This window comes from Carnobacterium alterfunditum DSM 5972, assembly GCF_000744115.1.
Taxonomy (GTDB): domain Bacteria; phylum Bacillota; class Bacilli; order Lactobacillales; family Carnobacteriaceae; genus Carnobacterium_B; species Carnobacterium_B alterfunditum.
Genome location: NZ_JQLG01000004.1, coordinates 1011532 through 1029395 on the forward strand (window position 1 = coordinate 1011532; position 17864 = coordinate 1029395).

At 37.6% G+C, this 17864-nt stretch carries 23 protein-coding genes and 1 pseudogene; 3 read left to right on the top strand and 21 right to left on the bottom strand.

Going from position 1 to position 17864, the window contains the following annotated elements; all coding sequences use genetic code 11:
- Nucleotides 1–79: 79 nt before the first annotated feature.
- Nucleotides 80–166 (top strand): annotated as a pseudogene (locus BR50_RS12750) (tyrosine-type recombinase/integrase); the annotation flags it as partial.
- 391 nt (nucleotides 167–557) lie between these two features.
- Here BR50_RS12750 and BR50_RS05210 read toward each other — a convergent pair.
- The 3 genes from BR50_RS05210 to BR50_RS05220 form a co-directional block, all read right to left on the bottom strand.
- Nucleotides 558–1547, bottom strand: coding sequence for an LTA glycolipid anchor biosynthesis glycosyltransferase, IagA/BgsA family (locus tag BR50_RS05210; protein ID WP_034546877.1), 990 nt, complete (start codon nucleotides 1545–1547; stop codon nucleotides 558–560).
- A gap of 120 nt (nucleotides 1548–1667) precedes the next feature.
- Nucleotides 1668–2198 (bottom strand): TVP38/TMEM64 family protein, encoded by a 531-nt coding sequence (locus tag BR50_RS05215; RefSeq protein WP_051905753.1) that lies wholly within the window; start codon nucleotides 2196–2198, stop codon nucleotides 1668–1670.
- Between the two features lie 60 nt (nucleotides 2199–2258).
- Entirely contained in the window at nucleotides 2259–3413 is a 1155-nt protein-coding gene (locus BR50_RS05220; RefSeq protein WP_034546878.1) for a glycosyltransferase family 4 protein, read from the bottom strand.
- Between the two features lie 436 nt (nucleotides 3414–3849).
- Between BR50_RS05220 and BR50_RS05225 the strand changes: the two genes are divergently transcribed.
- Both BR50_RS05225 and BR50_RS05230 read left to right on the top strand, forming a co-directional pair.
- A complete protein-coding gene (locus BR50_RS05225) occupies nucleotides 3850–5166 on the top strand; it encodes an IS1380 family transposase (RefSeq protein ID WP_034546879.1) in 1317 nt (438 codons plus the stop codon).
- Between the two features lie 258 nt (nucleotides 5167–5424).
- Complete coding sequence (locus tag BR50_RS05230; protein ID WP_034546881.1) at nucleotides 5425–5805, top strand: hypothetical protein; 381 nt, start codon at nucleotides 5425–5427, stop codon at nucleotides 5803–5805.
- A gap of 12 nt (nucleotides 5806–5817) precedes the next feature.
- Here BR50_RS05230 and rpsI read toward each other — a convergent pair whose 3' ends face one another.
- The 18 genes from rpsI to rpsE all read right to left on the bottom strand — a co-directional run bounded on the left by rpsI (nucleotide 5818) and on the right by rpsE (nucleotide 17848).
- Nucleotides 5818–6210 (bottom strand): 30S ribosomal protein S9, encoded by a 393-nt coding sequence (gene rpsI / locus BR50_RS05235; RefSeq protein ID WP_034546883.1) that lies wholly within the window; start codon nucleotides 6208–6210, stop codon nucleotides 5818–5820.
- Between the two features lie 13 nt (nucleotides 6211–6223).
- A complete protein-coding gene (gene rplM, locus BR50_RS05240) occupies nucleotides 6224–6670 on the bottom strand; it encodes a 50S ribosomal protein L13 (protein ID WP_074200254.1) in 447 nt (148 codons plus the stop codon).
- Nucleotides 6671–7144: 474 nt separating this feature from the next.
- On the bottom strand, nucleotides 7145–7633 hold the full coding sequence (locus tag BR50_RS05245) for a GNAT family N-acetyltransferase (protein ID WP_034546885.1): 489 nt from the start codon (nucleotides 7631–7633) through the stop codon (nucleotides 7145–7147).
- Entirely contained in the window at nucleotides 7608–8447 is an 840-nt protein-coding gene (gene truA / locus BR50_RS05250) for a tRNA pseudouridine(38-40) synthase TruA (RefSeq protein ID WP_034546887.1), read from the bottom strand. Before truA ends, BR50_RS05245 begins: the two co-directional genes overlap by 26 nt.
- A gap of 93 nt (nucleotides 8448–8540) precedes the next feature.
- Nucleotides 8541–9338: an energy-coupling factor transporter transmembrane component T family protein gene (locus BR50_RS05255; RefSeq protein WP_034546889.1), complete on the bottom strand. Its 798-nt coding sequence runs from the start codon at nucleotides 9336–9338 to the stop codon at nucleotides 8541–8543.
- The gene (locus BR50_RS05260; protein ID WP_034546891.1) at nucleotides 9335–10225 is read right to left on the bottom strand and encodes an energy-coupling factor ABC transporter ATP-binding protein; all 891 of its coding nucleotides are present in this window, start codon (nucleotides 10223–10225) and stop codon (nucleotides 9335–9337) included. Before BR50_RS05260 ends, BR50_RS05255 begins: the two co-directional genes overlap by 4 nt.
- Nucleotides 10201–11040, bottom strand: a complete 840-nt coding sequence (locus BR50_RS05265; RefSeq protein ID WP_034546893.1) for an energy-coupling factor ABC transporter ATP-binding protein — start codon at nucleotides 11038–11040, stop codon at nucleotides 10201–10203. The genes BR50_RS05260 and BR50_RS05265 overlap by 25 nt, the downstream gene beginning before the upstream one ends.
- A 760-nt stretch (nucleotides 11041–11800) precedes the next feature.
- Entirely contained in the window at nucleotides 11801–12181 is a 381-nt protein-coding gene (rplQ, locus tag BR50_RS05270; protein ID WP_034546895.1) for a 50S ribosomal protein L17, read from the bottom strand.
- Between the two features lie 26 nt (nucleotides 12182–12207).
- Nucleotides 12208–13152: a DNA-directed RNA polymerase subunit alpha gene (locus tag BR50_RS05275; protein ID WP_034546897.1), complete on the bottom strand. Its 945-nt coding sequence runs from the start codon at nucleotides 13150–13152 to the stop codon at nucleotides 12208–12210.
- A gap of 74 nt (nucleotides 13153–13226) precedes the next feature.
- Nucleotides 13227–13613 (bottom strand): 30S ribosomal protein S11, encoded by a 387-nt coding sequence (gene rpsK / locus BR50_RS05280; RefSeq protein WP_034546899.1) that lies wholly within the window; start codon nucleotides 13611–13613, stop codon nucleotides 13227–13229.
- A 23-nt stretch (nucleotides 13614–13636) separates the two neighbouring features.
- Nucleotides 13637–14002 carry a 30S ribosomal protein S13 gene (gene rpsM, locus BR50_RS05285; RefSeq protein WP_034546901.1) on the bottom strand — a complete coding sequence of 122 codons (366 nt, stop codon included), beginning with the start codon at nucleotides 14000–14002 and terminating at the stop codon, nucleotides 13637–13639.
- Nucleotides 14003–14034: 32 nt separating this feature from the next.
- Nucleotides 14035–14148: a 50S ribosomal protein L36 gene (gene rpmJ, locus BR50_RS05290; protein WP_007722194.1), complete on the bottom strand. Its 114-nt coding sequence runs from the start codon at nucleotides 14146–14148 to the stop codon at nucleotides 14035–14037.
- Between the two features lie 34 nt (nucleotides 14149–14182).
- Nucleotides 14183–14401, bottom strand: coding sequence for a translation initiation factor IF-1 (gene infA / locus BR50_RS05295; RefSeq protein WP_034546903.1), 219 nt, complete (start codon nucleotides 14399–14401; stop codon nucleotides 14183–14185).
- Between the two features lie 260 nt (nucleotides 14402–14661).
- Complete coding sequence (locus BR50_RS05300) at nucleotides 14662–15315, bottom strand: adenylate kinase (protein ID WP_034546905.1); 654 nt, start codon at nucleotides 15313–15315, stop codon at nucleotides 14662–14664.
- 57 nt (nucleotides 15316–15372) lie between these two features.
- Nucleotides 15373–16668 (bottom strand): preprotein translocase subunit SecY, encoded by a 1296-nt coding sequence (gene secY, locus BR50_RS05305; RefSeq protein WP_034546906.1) that lies wholly within the window; start codon nucleotides 16666–16668, stop codon nucleotides 15373–15375.
- Nucleotides 16669–17109, bottom strand: a complete 441-nt coding sequence (rplO, locus tag BR50_RS05310) for a 50S ribosomal protein L15 (protein ID WP_034546908.1) — start codon at nucleotides 17107–17109, stop codon at nucleotides 16669–16671.
- A gap of 43 nt (nucleotides 17110–17152) precedes the next feature.
- A complete protein-coding gene (gene rpmD, locus BR50_RS05315) occupies nucleotides 17153–17332 on the bottom strand; it encodes a 50S ribosomal protein L30 (protein WP_034546910.1) in 180 nt (59 codons plus the stop codon).
- Between the two features lie 15 nt (nucleotides 17333–17347).
- Complete coding sequence (gene rpsE, locus BR50_RS05320) at nucleotides 17348–17848, bottom strand: 30S ribosomal protein S5 (protein ID WP_034546912.1); 501 nt, start codon at nucleotides 17846–17848, stop codon at nucleotides 17348–17350.
- Nucleotides 17849–17864 lie beyond the last annotated feature (16 nt).

The window sequence follows — 17864 nt, forward strand, 5'->3', positions numbered from 1 at the left end:
TATTCGACCCTCCAATACACGATTACACGCTATACTGAATGAAATTATGTATCATTTTTGTGAGAAGAGAGGCTTTAAAATGCCTTACAACGTGCAACCATTACGAACACAACAAGAAATAAACGACTTTTTATTTTGTTTAAGACGCAATAAAAATGCGGATCAGGTCAGAAAGATTCATGACAATAAAAACATGACGAAAGAGAAATTCGCCGGCTTCAAGTGTTTGACCATATACAGATCCAGTGCCAATTAGGCTACGTTTATGCTTGATAGGACGTTGAATGGTAATGAACTTCTCACTCTTCTTATTTTTTAATTATTACCGTAAAGCATTAACTTTTCAGCTATTTGACCTGATTTACGATTGTTTTTTAATTGAATCACATAGTGATCAGCCTTTGCTTCACGTAGATCATACAGGCCAGAAGCAACAAAACCACTATCTCCACGAACTACCAGTTCACTGTTAGGTAATGAATGATTGTAATGATCGGGTAGTGGCTAATATTTCCGCAACCTTTCTTTTTCACAAATCCCTTATAAAAATATAAGGTTTACTGGTCATATATATTAATAAGCAACCTACCTATTACTTTTAAATCACGTTGTTCAGCAATACGATAACCACTTTTGGTTATATCCGGAAGGATGCCTTCTAAAATTTGAGTTATTTTTTCTTTGAAGTCGTAGATAGTAATTCCTTTATACACCGTTTCACCATCTGACAGCCAATCTTTATACACAGGAATGTCCCTGATCAAAACAGGTATTTTAGAAGCGAGAGCCTCAAGTAAGACTATGCCCTCCGTTTCCTCATGTGTCAGAAACAGGAATAAATCACTTCCGCAATAAGCATCTCTCAAATCATTTCTATTTACATAGCCGGGGAAATGAAGATTTGGCAAAGAATTTTCAATTATTTCCCTTACTGAATGTGGGACAAGATGTGAGTTTGTATATCCAAACCAGTAAAACTGATATTCCGGCATTTGCTCTGCTATCTTTACAAAGTCTAAAATACCTTTTCTTTCAATATAGTGCCCGACTGAGATGATTACTTTTTCTTGTTCTTTCAAGTCATATTTATCACGGAATCTCTTGCGTGCATCATAATTCCGTTCAAAATAATCAATATCAACTCCATTGGAAAGGCTAAATATAGGACGTTTTAATCCATAACTCTCTAATAACATTTTTGAATACTCTGTAGGTGTAATAACGATATCAGCACTATTATAGCAATAAATTATCCATTTTTTAAAAATTGGTGCAAGCAAATTTGAACCCCGAAAAGAATTTTTAAAATCTTCCATAGTAGAATGTGCATAGTAAATAACCTTTTTGCTTTTCCTCTTTGCCATTATGCTCATGATTCGGGAATCCGGAAAAATAGTATTAAGATGAATAATATCAAAATCATCTCTGCTATCCATAGTATAAGGAATACCCAATAGTTTTAAGGACTTTTCCTGTTGCCGCACCGCTTGTCCTATACCGCTTTTATTCACTATCTTCAAAGATCCGGAATACAATAAAACTTTCATTTATCTTGCCATACAAAATAAACATATTCTAGTATCATCATGCTTTTCCTCCTTCAATTAATTGAGCAGCCTAACTAACCATTGGAAAACAACGTTTAGTCCAAAACTATAGCCTGCTATTCAAAATGGCTTTCCTAATAGAATGATCAGTGTAAATTTTAATAATGTCATTTTTGTTGTCCCTGCGAGATAACACAAAAAATCATCTGGAGCAATCGGGAAAATAATTGCTAGTGCAAATAAAACTGAAAAATTTTTATTTTCTGTCCATTTCATGTACTTGCCATGCAATCTAGGGATAAAGAGTGATTCAATTATTCGCATACCATACCGTTTAGCAATCAAAAAAGCTAAAACCGATCCTGTACATATGCCAACATAGTTATAGATAAACCCCATTTGAGGCCCAAATATCACTAATCCACCGAGCATTCCGATTCCACCAGGTAAGATAGGAAACACAACTTGAATAGCTTGAAAAACAACAAATATGATTGGTGCCCATATACCAAATTTGTTAAGGTAGGCGTTTAGTGCACTTTCCGAGTAGAAAATTTTTGTATAAATACCGTAAACAATAAAAAATATGAATGCCACTGTAATTAAAACGGCCAAAACATCCATTTTTTTCCTCTTGTTTTTACTTTCCATAAGCGATTACTCCTATTGTATTTATTGCGCACTATCCTAGTCAGATGTATCCCATAGCTTTTAATGATGATGATTTATTGTAGTCTGATAAATTTGTTCAACTCTCTTTGCAAATTCATTTGAAGAACAGTTACCTTTTACAATTTCTCTAGCATTTTTACTTAAACGCTTTTGTAGCCCTTCTTTTTCTAGTATATCATCTAACTTCTCTCTAAACTGTTCAAATGATTGATATTCCCAACCATTTACGCCATCCACAATCACGTTTTCCAGACATTGATCTTTTCTGCAAAGAGCCGGAATCCCGTTGGCTAATGCTTCTATATAAGTCAATCCTTGTGTTTCGCTGTTTGATGCACTAACAAATAGATCCCCCAATTGGTAATAAGAACTCACTTCTTGTGAACAAATCATTCCTGTAAAAATAACGTGCTTGGAAATACCCAAATCTATTACGCGTTCTTCTAATGCTGCGCGATGTGGTCCATCACCCACTATTAGCAAGGTGATATTCTGTCTGTTTAATTGTGAAAAAAACAATAATATCTCTTCTAGATTTTTTTCTTTTGCTAGTCGCCCGACATATATAAGCACACGGTCATTAGAGGGAATTCCTAACTTGCTCCGAAGTCTTTCTTTTTCTATGTCATCCAACTGGATTTTAAATCTCTCTAAATCTATCCCTGTTGGCACGACCTGTATTTGTTGCTTCACGCCGTAGTCAACTAGTAAGGAACGCACTTTATCAGTAGGCGCGATTACACACTCACTGTGACTCAAAACCTGTTTAGTAAAAATTGCAACCATCTTTTTCCCCCATTTTTTATTCGGTGAAAAATAATGAGTATAATCTTCATATAAAGTATGATAAGTATGAATAATTGGTACATCAACTTCCTTTGCTATCTGTTGTGCCATAAAAAATGTACTAAATTCACATTGCGAATGGATAATATCTGGATACCAGTTAACTAATTCCTGAATATATTCCTCATCAACAGAAAAGGCCAGCCTTGCATTAGGATAGATTTTACCAACACCAGTAGATCCAATATATATAACCCCATCTTTATATGATGACTTCCTATTCCCTGATAATGTGAGTATTCTGACCTCATGCCCTAGTTTTTGTAGCCCATTCTGTAAATTGACTATAGATGTGACCACTCCATTTATAGCAGGAACGTACTGATCCGTTGTAATTAAGATTTTCAATCGTCTTCCCGCCTTTATAGTTTTATATATGTATATCATCCTGAATGATTCATATTAAGAGTTTAAATAACGATTAAGGAATCTTTTCTTTCAATCTATCTTCCTACTAAATAAATTTTTTTGGCCTATATTTACCTTTTGGGACTCTCTTGTTTAGACAACCTGAATTCGATTAATTAAATTACATAATGTTATACTGGGATCAATGAAGGTGGAAATAGTGAGACTTTACTTAATTTTAAACTAATTTTCTAAATAAAAACAATCATATACTTAATTATACCTGAATAATTCATACTTTTTCTGAAATGCTCTGGAAAAACTGTTCTAACGCTAGTTTGAGTTAATTTTATCAGCACCCTTTGGGTGTGCAAAAAGAACCCCAATCTGCTATGGTTAAAGCGACTAAACATAACCAAAGAAAGGGGTTCTCTCTATGGCAACTTTACATGAAAATCGTTTACTTTTCAATTCAAACATTACGGTATCTCACTGTGGGGGTAATTTATCTTCAGATTCCGGATTGATATTAGTTAAGGAATTCATGCACACCATTAATTTCTCTAACATTTTGAAACAAACCCTCACTATTAATGATGATCGACTTTACTATAACCATGCTAATCATTCAATTATTGAACAAATCCTTTTTCAATTGATTGCTGGATATCAAACGGATTCTTCGGCTGACGTTTTATCAAAAGATCCCATTTTCCAGAGCCTATTAGCTAAAAAGCAACTCGCTTCACAACCATCTATTTCTCGTTTATGGAATCGGTTAAGTCAGGAAAACATTTCCCAATTACAAGAAGTCAATCAAATCCTGATTGATAAAGTACGTACTGCTCGTAATACAACTGAAATGATTTTTGATCTAGACTCAACACATTCGGATACCTTTGGCAATCAGGAGAAGTCGGATTATAATGCCCATTACCAAACGAATGACTATCATCCACTTGTTGCCTTTGAAGGCCTGACCGGCGACTTTTTGAAAACAGAACTTCGTTCTGGTAATGTGTACACATCCAATGGTGTTGCAGATTTTGTCCGGCCACTTTTTGACCATTACCAAGAAACCGTACCTGTATGTTCTATTCTAGTGCGTGCAGATAGTGGTTTTGCAACTCCAGAATTATATGAACTGTGTGAAAAACGTCAAAATTTTTATGTTATTCGATTGAAATCGAATCGTAACCTAGGAAAAATCGCTGAGCAATTTGTATCGATAGATGACCAGCAGGATTGGGATAAAAAAGAAGTTCACTACGCTTCTACACTCTATCAAGCCAAGAGCTGGACACATCCACGAAGAATTTGTATTAAATCTACGCGCGAAGCAACCGAATTGATTGCTCGACATGAATTTATCATAACCAATTTATCAGAGAACCTTTCTGCAGAAGCGGTCTTTCAAACCTTTTCTAAAAGAGGCACCATGGAAAATTACATTAAAGAGGCCAAAAATGAATTTTATTTCGATAAAACCGATAGTCCTCGTTTTTTAGAAAATCATGCACGTATGATGGTGAGTGTACTAGCTTACAACATCGTCAATTTTATGCGTACTCTTTGTTTTACGAAAGAAACCAAAGGTTTTCAAGTTTCAACTATTCGTTTGCTCTTATTTAAAGTAGCGGGTAAACTTGTTCATTCTGGACGAAAAACCTTTTTAAAACTCAGTTCTTATAACGTTTACTATGAACTATTCCATAAAATCTTGCGGAATATTCAGCATTTCAAATGGCAGTAGCACTCACACCTAATAGAATAGTTTAAAAAAAAGGCTAATTTCAAGGGATTAGTATGCCTAAAAATCTTAATTTTCTGACAAAAAAATGAGTGACTTGGAAATTTGAAGTAAAATAAGTAAACCTATTAAACTAATGATCTGAAAGAAGTGAAAAATGCGCCAATTATTATTTTTTTTAAAAGTATGAATCATTCAGGTTATAAATTATTTGAATTAATTTGCGTATAGTAGAAGTATCAAATTTAAAGGAGACTACATATGAATATTTTATTCCTGTACTACAATGAAGGGCTTGTTCTAAAGGCATATGAACTAGAAGAACACTATTTTGTAGAATTTAGCTTTCTTGAATTATGTAAAACATATCCTTGCCCTAATAGGATTTTTGCTATTGAATTATCAAAAGGACTAGCTCATTTTTACACTAAAGATCTGCAAAATTTAAAGAAAATGCTCAAATTCGATGAAGGTTTAGGACATGCAAGTATTCAAATTACTTTAGATATTTTTACCCACGTTACTAGAAAATCAAGAAATAATACAACAGAAAATTTGCTAATTACGCTAATCGTTAGGCAGAAAAAGTCAATGAAAAAAAAGACACCTTCCAATAAATTGGAAAGCGTCTTGAAACGTTGATGTAGTAACGAATTAACGTTTTGAGAATTGTGAAGCTTTACGAGCTTTTTTAAGACCTGGTTTTTTACGTTCAACCATACGTGGGTCACGAGTTAACAGACCTGCTGCTTTTAAAGCAGTACGGAAGTCTGGATCAACTTGTAGTAACGCACGAGAGATCCCGTGACGGGCTGCTCCTGATTGTCCAGTGAATCCACCACCATTTACGTTTACATGTACGTCGTAGCTACCTAAAGTTTCTGTAAGAGCTAAAGGTTGTTTAACAACTTCGTGTAAATATGGGAATGGGATATATTCAGTGATGTCTTTTTTGTTCATGATGATTTTTCCAGTACCTGGTACTAAACGTACACGGGCAGTTGAATTTTTACGTCTTCCTGTTGCAATATATTGTGCTTGTGCCATCGATATTCCCTCCTTAAATTAAGTTTGTGATGTCTAATACTTCAGGTAATTGCGCTTGGTGATTGTGTTCTGCTCCACCGTAAACATGTAATTTCATGCCTTGAGCGCGACCTAAAGTATTTTTAGGAAGCATACCTTTGACAGACAATTCGATTAATTTACGAGAATCTTTAGTACGTAATGCACCAGCAGAGATTTGTTTCAATCCACCTGGATTACCATCGATGTTACGGTAATAGATTTTGTCAGTTGCTTTTTTACCAGTTAATTTCGTTTTGTCAGCGTTGATTATGATTACGAAATCACCTGTATCAACATTTGGTGTATAAGTTGGTTTATTTTTTCCACGTAAAATAGCTGCGACAACACTTGACATACGTCCCATTGGGATATCAGTTGCGTCTACCACATACCATTTACGTTCTACTTCATTTGGTTTTGCCATATAAGTTGTACGCACGTTTTATTCCTCCATATTCTTATCTGTTTGTTTGAATGCACAATAAGTTTCCGGGGCTCATCGTGGGGGCAAACAATACCATCTAATATTTTAACCTTTATAATGAATTTTGTCAATTATTTTAATAGAAATAAATTGATTTTTTCATAACTTGAAAATTTTGGATAGGCTTATCGATTTTATATTTTTAGCACTGGGTATGGTGTCACAAGTTTAGTTGTAATTTCTGGCGGAATAGGGGTTGCTTGTAGCTATGTCAAGGATTTAATGCGAATTACAGAGCATTAACGCTTTAGCGCTTATGCTTTGTTTGAGGCTTAAAAGTCTGAAGACTACTGGCTTCAGACGCTCCCATAGCTCTCCACAAGCAAACCCGTCCATTCCAGAAGAAATTTTAGTTTGATCTACCTACACTATTTAGTTTGTACTGCTCTATTTTTTAAAGCTACGAACTTTTCATATCAACTGTAACGACTAATCTAAAAAGTAAGCCATCAATAGATCATCAATAAACTGGCCTTCGATCCAAAATTCATTTTTCAAACGCCCTTCTACTTGAAAGCCGTTTTTTTGATACAAGTGGATCGCTGCCGGGTTCGTAGACAATACGCGCAAGCTTAATTTATGGATGCCTTGTTTAACCGCTAAAGCCTTGATAGCCGTTAGCAAATCTGTTCCTACACCTTTACCTTGAAAAGCTGGGTGAACGCCTACATCGACTCCCCATACCTTCTGGTGAGCCATCAAGTTAGTTGGTGGATGGAATCCTAAAAATCCTGCGATTTCTTGGCTGTCGGCTGCTAATGCGACTAGTTGGGAACCAGCGGAATAATGCTTCTGGTAGTCCGCTACTGTTTCATAAGTCGTCACATGGGGCGTATTACCTGAATGCCAGATTTGATTTTCAATGGTTCTCAATTGGGGAAAGTCTTTTTGTTCACTTAACCGAATGATCCAATTCATTCTGCACCTGCTTTTCTACTACAATGCCTTCTTGATGATCGGAGTCTTTTACAGCTTCTGATGCTTTATAATAGACTTCCATCAAATACAATCCTTGAGGTTTAGCAGTTGGACCAGCTTCATCGCGGTCTTGGACTGCCAGCAGCCGTTTGATTTCATCTGCTGGGCGCAGACCATTGGCAATTTGCAGTAACGTGCCGACAAATATGCGGACCATATTGTACAAAAAGCCGTTTCCCCTAAAAGTAAAGATCAATTCATTGTTGAAGACATCTTTTATGACACTGGCTTCATAGACCGTGCGTACTTTGTTTTCTCTGCCGCTGTTGCTGGCACAAAAACTGGAAAAATCGTGTTTTCCTTCAATATCTTTTAACGCATTTTCTAATTTTTCCATATCGATCCGATAAGGGTGATGCAACGTATACATTCGTTTAAACGGATCTGAGATCTCGTTTAAATCGATACGGTATTGGTATTTCTTTCCAGATGTATTGTAGCGGGCATGAAAATCAGTCTCGACGATCGAAACGTCTTTCACAAAAATCTCATCCGTCGTTAAACTGTTCAATGCACGCTGCATATTTTTAGCTGGGATCATAAACGGGTAATCAAAATGAATGACTTGTCCTTTTGCGTGTACCCCAGAATCGGTCCGTCCTGATCCGTAAATGATCACTTTTGTGCCTTTAGTCATGATTTTCAAAGCTTTTTGGATCTCGCCTTGCACTGTACGATCGTGTGTTTGGATTTGAAACCCAGCAAAATGTGTTCCGTCGTATTCCACGATCATTTTATACCGTATCCATTCCATTTGTTCAACTCCTTTTAAACTAACTTGTTCTTAGGGCATTAAAAGTCAAAGAACCTTTCATAGCTTAGCAGAAAGGTTCTTTTTCCTCTTGCATCAATTTCGCAATACGACTAATCCGACTGTCAGTAAAGCATACGCCATCATAGCGGTCGTGTCACGTGAGACCCACTCGAGCTGACGGTATTTCGTTCGTCCTTCGCCGCCCTTGTACCCTCTGGCCTCCATGGCTGTTGCCAATTCTTCCGCACGGTTAAAGGAACTGACGAATAATGGGATCAAAATCGGAACGATGGCTTTCATTTGTTGAAAAATATTGCCTTCTCCAAAATCGACTCCACGAGCGCGTTGGGCATTCATAATTTTTTCTGTTTCATCCATCAATGTCGGCACAAAGCGCAATGCGATCGACAACATCAAGGCAATTTCATAGACAGGTACTTTAACAACTTTCAAAGGACGCAATAAATATTCGATCGCATCCGTTAATGATAACGGCATAGTGGTCAATGTCAGCAATGTCGACATGAAGATGATCAAGACAAAGCGGCAAAAGATGAAGACTCCGTTCAGCAAACCTTCTCGAGAGATGATGATCGGACCCCAATCAAAGTAGACCGTACTTCCACCTGTAAAGAGCACTTGCAGGACGACCGTAAAGAGGATCAGCCAGATCAGCGGCTTGATGCCATTGATAAAGAAACTCAACTTGATCGTCGATAAGCGGATCGCTGTTAATGCGAACAGCAATAACAGCAGATAGGTTTGCCAATTATTGGCTAGGAATATGATCCCGATAAAAATAACAGTACTTAGGAGTTTGGCACGCGGATCTAATTTATGGATCCACGAATCCCCAGGAATGTAACGGCCAAAAATCAATTTATCCATCATTCGGCATCACCTGCTTTTGAATCATTTGGCTGCTGTTTCAAGGCTTTAGCGATCTCATCCGCTAAATCAGCTGTTGTTAATGGCAATCCATTGAAGACAAGACCTGTTTTTTGGCTCAAGAGGCTTCCGAATGAAACTGTGGCAGGAACACCTAATTGTTTCGATTCAAGCCAAGCTGCGTCTTTAAACACGTCTTTAGGCGCACCTTCTTTAATGACCGTACCTTTTTCAAGTACCACCATATGATCTGCGTAATTTGCTACGTCATCCATTTGATGTGTGACCAAGATGATCGTCAATCCTTGCGTACGGTATAATCGATAGAACATATCCATCATTTCTTTTCGTCCTTGCGGGTCTAGACCAGCAGTCGGTTCATCTAAGACCAACACTTCAGGTTCCATCGCTAAAACGCCGGCAATTGCCACACGTCTCATTTGGCCACCAGACAGGTCAAAGGGTGAGCGTTCCATATAAGATTCATCTAAGCCCACAATTGGCAGCATACGCTTAGCTAACACAATGCCCTCTTCTTCAGTAGCGCCAAAGTTTTTTGGTCCAAAAGCGATATCCTTTGCGACAGTTTCTTCGAATAATTGCGATTCAGGAAATTGGAAGACGATCCCCACTTTCTTGCGGATGCCTTTCAAATTCTTATTGTTTGATTGTGATGTGATGACACGGTCGCCAATGGTCACTGTTCCTTCACTTGGTTTCATCAGTGCATTCAAATGTTGCAGCACGGTCGATTTCCCACTACCGGTGTGACCTACTAGAGCTGTAAAGCTGCCTTCTTTGATATGTAAATCGATATCATAAAGGGCTTTATTTTGGAAAGGTGTTCCTTTTTGGTAGGTATAGCCTACTTTTTCGAAAGTAATGTCCATAGCCAGTCCACCATCCCTTCCTCAGTCAAATAGTCTGCTGGGACCTCGATACCGCGATCTCGCAGATCACTTTTCAGCTTTTCAGCAAATGGCAGATCAAGGCCCATTTCAATGAGTTGTTCGCCATAAGAGAAAATCTCTTCAGGCGTTCCTTCTTTTACTAATTCACCATTTTTCATCACTAACACTCGATTGGCATTTGCCGCTTCATCGATGTCATGTGTAATCGATATAACGGTTAAATTCGCTTTTTCTTTGATTTCCTTGACCGTAGCCAGAACTTCTTGTCTGCCTTGAGGGTCAAGCATACTGGTAGCTTCATCCAAAATAATGATCTGCGGGCGCAAAGCTACTACACCTGCAATGGCTACTCGCTGTTTTTGTCCACCAGACAAACGAGCCGGTTCTTTTTCCATAAAATCTTGCATGTTTACTCGTGTGATCGCACTTTTAACGCGTTCGATCATTTCGTCTCTAGGAATGCCTTGGTTTTCTAGTCCAAAGGCAACGTCATCTTGCACGGTCGATCCCACAAATTGATTATCCGGGTTTTGAAAAACCATTCCAACCATTTCACGGATATCCCAAATGTTTTCTTCGCTTAAAATAAGCCCGCCAACCGTCACCTCACCTTGACTAGGAGCAACCAATCCATTAATGGTCTTTGCAAGCGTTGATTTACCAGAACCATTATGACCAATGATCGCGATCCACTCGCCTTCTTCGATTGACAGAGAGATATTGCTTAGCGCTGGTCTATCATCAGTTTCATGATACTGATAAGAGATATCTTTTAACGTTATGATTTTATCCATTGAACATTCCTCACGTTCTTTACACTGAAAAAAGAATGCTTTCTCATCCAGTTTTTTAAATACAAAGTTAGTTAAGCCTAACAAAAAATAAGGCACGTTGCAATAAGCTTAAAGTTTGCCCCTTTTGTTAACTCTTAAATCACTTATTGCCTTAACAGTATAACATTACACAATCTTTTTCGGGGGGTGTCATGACATTATTTAACAGAATTTTTAATATTTTCATGAAAAAAACCTTATTTTAAAATTGATTTCCTCTTTCATGGATGAGTGAACACATTTTATGGCTCTACTTGTTCATGAGAGCCACCTTGACGCAAGAGTGACATGTCTTTTAGGTCTCACTCATCCATGAAAAATGGTTTCACGAACAAGTGACACCTATTTACTTATCCACTTCTCTGTCATCGAGCTTTTTTTTACCCTTTATCCATGAAGCAGGCAATCACACGACTTTGCTACTGATTAGCATATATATCTTTTTATACTAAAAAAGGAAACAAATATATGGACACCCCCACCTATTTGTTCCCTTTCTTAAGACAAAAAAAAATCACTTTCTTTTGATGAATTTACCCCTCTTGAATGAGCAATCTCAGTTCAAGAGAAGTTTCGAGCTAGACTTAGGACCAAAGTTTATTGATCCCATCATCATAACACTCTTTACATACATCCAAAAAGTGAAGCAAATTGAACTTAACTATTTTTCATATGCACTAAATACACGCGGCAACTCGTTATTTTAGCAGCATCTTCAAAATTAAACTAATTCAATAATAACCATTGGTGCAGCATCGCCGCGACGTGGTTGAGTTTTCATGATACGTGTGTATCCACCTTGACGCTCAGCGTAACGTGGAGCAACATCGCTAAATAATTTCTGTAAGACTGATTGAACAACGATATCTTCGCCTTCTTCTTTAACAGAAGCGACTTCATTGCGTACGTATTCTGCAGCTTGACGGCGTGCATGTAAATCGCCTTTTTTGCCTAAAGTAATCATCTTTTCAGTTGATTTACGGACTTCTTTAGCACGAGCTTCAGTTGTTACGATGCGTTCGTTGATGATCAAATCAGAAGTTAAGTCGCGTAGCATTGCTTTACGTTGTGAACTTGTACGTCCTAATTTACGGTAACCCATTGTACATTTCCTCCCTTGTTACAGTACTAGTCGTCTTGGCGTAAGTTTAAGTCTAATTCAGCTAACTTAAATTTCACTTCTTCAAGTGATTTACGTCCTAGATTACGTACTTTAATCATTTCAGCTTCAGTTTTATCAGTTAACTCTTGAACAGAATTGATTCCAGCACGTTTCAAACAGTTGTATGAACGAACAGATAGATCAAGTTCTTCAATCGTCATTTCAAGCATTTTTTCTTTATGCGTTTCTTCTTTTTCTACCATGATTTCAGCTTTACGAGCTTCGTCAGTTAGATTTACAAAAACGTTTAAATGTTCTGTAAGAATTTTAGCTGCTAGACTTACAGCTTCTTCTGGACTAATTGAACCATCGGCCCAAACATCAAGTGTTAATTTGTCAGAAATATTTTTTTGACCCACTCGAGTATTCTCAACTTGATAATTCACGCGACTGACAGGGGTGTAAATTGAATCGATTGGCAATACGCCGATAGGCATATCATCTTGTTTATTATGTTCAGCTCTTACATATCCTCGTCCTGATTTTGCTGTCATGCGTATATGGAAACGTGCGCCTTCTGCAACTGTACAAATGTACAAGTCAGGATTTAAAATTTCAACATCGCTATCATAAATGATATCGGCTGCTGTTACAACAGCTGGACCTTTAACATCGATTTCAATCGTCTTGTCTTCACCAGAATATAACTTGAGAGCAAGTTTTTTAATATTTAAAATGATTGATGTTACATCTTCAACAACACCATCGACAGTTGAAAATTCATGTAATACACCATCAATTTGAATAGTAGTTACTGCTGCTCCTGGAAGAGAAGACAACAAAATACGACGTAGTGAGTTACCTAGCGTTGTACCATAACCGCGTTCAAGTGGTTCTACAACGAATTTACCAAACTTGGCATCATCGCTTATCTCAATCGTTTCAATTCTTGGTTTCTCAATTTCGATCATTCTATCTATACCCCTTTCAAAACGTTAAGTTCATGTTAATGAGTGCTACCTACAATAAATGAAGCGGCTCTCAATTAAACACGACGGCGTTTTGGAGGGCGGCATCCATTATGAGGAATTGGAGTTACGTCACGAATTGCTGTAACTTCTAGACCTGTAGCTTGTAAAGAACGGATTGCTGCTTCACGACCAGAACCTGGTCCTTTAACTGCAACTTCTACAGTTTTCATTCCGTTTTCCATACTTACTTTAGCAGCTGCTTCTGCAGCCATTTGTGCTGCAAATGGAGTAGATTTTTTTGATCCGCGGAATCCTAAAGCTCCGGCTGAAGACCATGCAATCGCATTTCCATGTACATCTGTAATCATTACAATCGTATTATTAAAAGTAGAACGAATATGTGCAACTCCGCTTTCTACATTCTTTTTAACACGACGTTTACGTGTAACTTTTTTTGCCATGAGGTTACCTCCTTACTAGTGTTTTATTTTTTCTTGCCTGTAATTGATTTAGCTGGGCCTTTACGAGTACGCGCGTTGTTTTTCGTGTTTTGTCCACGAACTGGTAAACCACGGCGATGACGTATACCTCGGTATGATCCGATTTCAATCAATCGTTTGATATCTTGGCTTACTTCACGACGAAGGTCACCTTCAACTTTTAATTTATCAACTGTCGCACGAATAGCGTCTAATTGATCATTTGACAATTCACGTACACGAATTTCTTCTGATACGCCAGCTTCTTTTAATATTTCTTGAGCTGTGTTTTTACCGATTCCATATATATAAGTTAGAGAAATTACTACACGTTTATCACGCGGAACATCTACACCTGCAATACGAGCCATTAACAATTACACCTCCTGTTTTTTTAAAATGATTATCCTTGGCGTTGTTTGTGTTTAGGGTTTTCGCAAATCACCATAACACGTCCTTTACGACGGATAACTTTGCATTTGTCACAAATTTTCTTTACTGATGGTCTTACTTTCATGAACTATACCTCCTATTTTATTGACGGAGTACAATTATTTAAAGCGATAAGTTATGCGACCACGTGATAAATCGTACGGGGACAACTCAACTGTTACTTTGTCTCCTGGTAGGATTCTAATGTAGTGCATTCGGATTTTACCTGAAACGTGAGCCAATACAACATGGCCATTTTCAAGTTCGACTTTAAACATTGCATTCGGCAAAGTTTCAACGACTATTCCTTCAATTTCAATGACATCGTCTTTCGCCACGCCTAGTACCTCCTTAAAATTGTTTCGCATTTTCACGCGATAAACAGTGAGCGCACTTAGCCCTCACCTTCTATTTTTTTAATCTTCTTATAATAACACAACATATCAGCATTGAAATGTCAACACCTCGAATATTGTACCACAAATTAAATATAGTGACAAGTAGCCTCGCTCGATTACTAATCAAACAACTTTAATCGTGAGTTAGCTGGCAGTGATTTATATCAAGAAAATAATGAAGCCATTGTTCCTCTGTTCAATTACTTAGCGTTCTCAATTATGTTTTGGACATTTTTAAAAACATCTTTAACATCTTCTTCACCATTTACAGTGTACAACACATTACGTTCTTTATAAAAGTCTAGTAAAGGTTCGGTCAACTCAAGGTTAACACTAATACGATTTTCAACTGTTTCAGGTTTATCGTCGTCTCTTTGATAGAAATCATGTCCGCCACAACGATCACAAGTACCTTCAACCACTGGTGGTTTATTGATTTTATGATAAGTCGCGCCACATGAACGACAAATGATCCGTCCAGTTAAACGTTGCATTAAAATATCTTTATTAACACTGATGTAAACAACAGCATCTAATTTTTTGTTTAGATCTTTTAAAATTTCTTCCAAAGCGTGCGCTTGGTTAAGCGTTCTTGGAAAACCATCTAATAAAAATCCATTTTCAGTATCTGCTTCAGCCAAACGTTCTTTTACAATTCCGTTTGTAACTTCATCAGGCACCAAATCACCTTTGTCCATATAAGCTTTAGCTTCTAATCCTAAGGCTGTTTCATTTTTGATTGCAGCTCGGAACATATCCCCTGTTGAAATATGCGGCACATGATATGTGTCAACAATTTGTTCAGCTTGCGTTCCTTTTCCTGCACCAGGAAGACCCATTAAAATGAGATTCATAATTTCCCTCCTTAAATGTAAGAATGAGTGCCGAGGAAAATCCCCAACACTTACTTCTTATTGTATAAAGCCTTGATAACTTTTTTTAGACATTTGACCTTCAAGTTGTCTCATAAGTTCTAATGCAACACCAACTACGATAAGTAGGCTGGTACCACCTAGAGAAACAGATTGAGGTAAATCCCAAATGTTTGACGCAAGTATAGGCAGTATTGCAATAACACCCAGATAGACCGCTCCGACTGTACTCAACTGTGATAACGTTGTTGAAATAAAATCTTGAGTGGGTTTTCCAGGGCGCACACTAGGAATATATCCGCCTTGTTTTTGTAAATTCTCAGCGACTTTCTCTGGATTCACTTGAATGAATGCATAGAAATAAGTAAAGACTACAATTAAAAGAGTATAAATAACTGCTCCGATTGGTTCTTGCAAATTAAAAACTTTATTTAAAATAATAAACCACTGTGCATCTGCATTCGAAGCACTAAAGAATCCTAAGATCGTTTGTGGTGTCATAATAAATGAACTTGCAAAAATTACTGGAATAACACCAGCTGAATTTACTTTTAACGGCAAGTGAGTGTCCTGACCTGAGCCAGCTGAGCGTTTTGAGTATTGAACAGGAATCTTTCTTTTTGCATTTTCGACATAAACGACGGTTACAACAATTGCTACAAAAGCAATGGCAATTAAGACCGAGAAGAGAATAGCTTGCGCCATTTCATCTCCAGCATTTCTTATTTGCGAATTGTAAAAGCCACTTAAATCAGAAGGTACTCGAGCAATGATACCTGAAAAGATAATCATTGATATCCCGTTACCAAAGCCTTTAACTGTAATTTGCTCACCAAGCCACATAACCAACATTGTTCCGGCAGTTAGCATAACGGCAATCATAAGGTAAGTATCCGTGCCGGGATTGAGAACCAATCCAGATCCCGTTAGAGCGTTAAATCCGTACGAGATACCGATTGCTTGAACAAAAGCCAAACCAACCGTTAAGTATCTTGTAACTTGATTTAATTTTCTACGACCTACTTCGCCTTGTTTTGCCCATTCAGCAAGCTTAGGAATAATATCCATCTGTAACAGTTGAACAACAATTGAGGCGGTGATATACGGAGAAACACCTAGCGCAAAAATAGAATAACTGTCTAATGCTCCCCCACCAAATGTATTTAACAAACTGAACAAAGAACTATTTGAGGATAGATCTTGTAAAGCAGCCGCATTAACACCGGGAACCGTTATTTTGGTTCCAAGTCTGAATACGATCAAAATACTTAAAGTGAAGAGAATTCTACTTCGAATGTCCTTTGCTTTAAAGGACTCTATAAGTAGTTTGATCATTTAGATCACCTCAATTGAACCACCAGCAGCTTCAATAGCTTCTTTAGCTGCTTTGGAGAATTTGCTTGCTTGAACAGTAAGTTTACGTTCAACTTTACCATTACCCAAAACTTTAATCCCTGATTTTTCAGATTTGACAACTTTTGTTTCTATGAATAATGCTGGTGTTACGATTGTTCCATCTTCGAAGCGGTTTAGAGCATCAAGATTCACAACAGCAAATTCTTTACGATTGATATTTGTAAATCCACGTTTTGGTACACGACGGAATAATGGTGTTTGTCCACCTTCAAATCCTAAACGTACGCCACCACCTGAACGAGAGTTTTGTCCTTTTTGGCCACGACCTGATGTTTTACCGTTACCTGATGAAGTCCCACGTCCAACGCGATTACGCACTTTACGAGATCCTTCTGCGGGTTGTAATTCATGAAGTTTCATATAGATTAGGCACCTCCTTAAATTAAAGTTTACTTACTTGTTCTCATACTTCTTTAACGTCAACTAAATGTGAGATTGTCTTTACCATACCAACAATAGCTTCGTTGGCAGGTTTAACTACAGTACTGTTGATTTTTTTCAAGCCAAGAGCTTTAACTGTATCTCTTTGGTTTTGAGGACGTCCGATAATGCTACGTTTTAAAGTGATTTCTAAATTAGCCATTTCTTAATGTCCTCCTTATCCTATAATTTCTTCTACAGTTTTACCGCGAAGTTTTGCAACATCTTCAACGCGTTTCAATTGTAGTAGGCCATCAACAGTTGCACGAATCATATTGATTGGTGTACTTGAACCTAATGATTTGCTTGTTACGTCTGCAACTCCAGCTAATTCCAATACGGCACGTACGGGACCACCAGCAGAAACTCCAGAACCGGCAACAGCAGGTTTGATTATGATGTTACCGCCGCTATAACGACCAATAACTGCGTGAGGAATCGTAGTATCAACCATAGGTACTACAATAAGATTCTTCTTAGCATCTTCAATTGCTTTACGGATAGCTTCTGGTACTTCTTGTGCTTTACCAGTACCGAAACCTACGTGTCCGTTTTTATCTCCGACAACAACAATAGCAGCAAAACGTAAACGACGTCCACCTTTTACAACTTTAGTTACGCGATTGATTGAAACGACACGATCTTCTAATTCCAAATGTGTTGGATCGATGTAAACCATGTGTGGTATTCCTCCT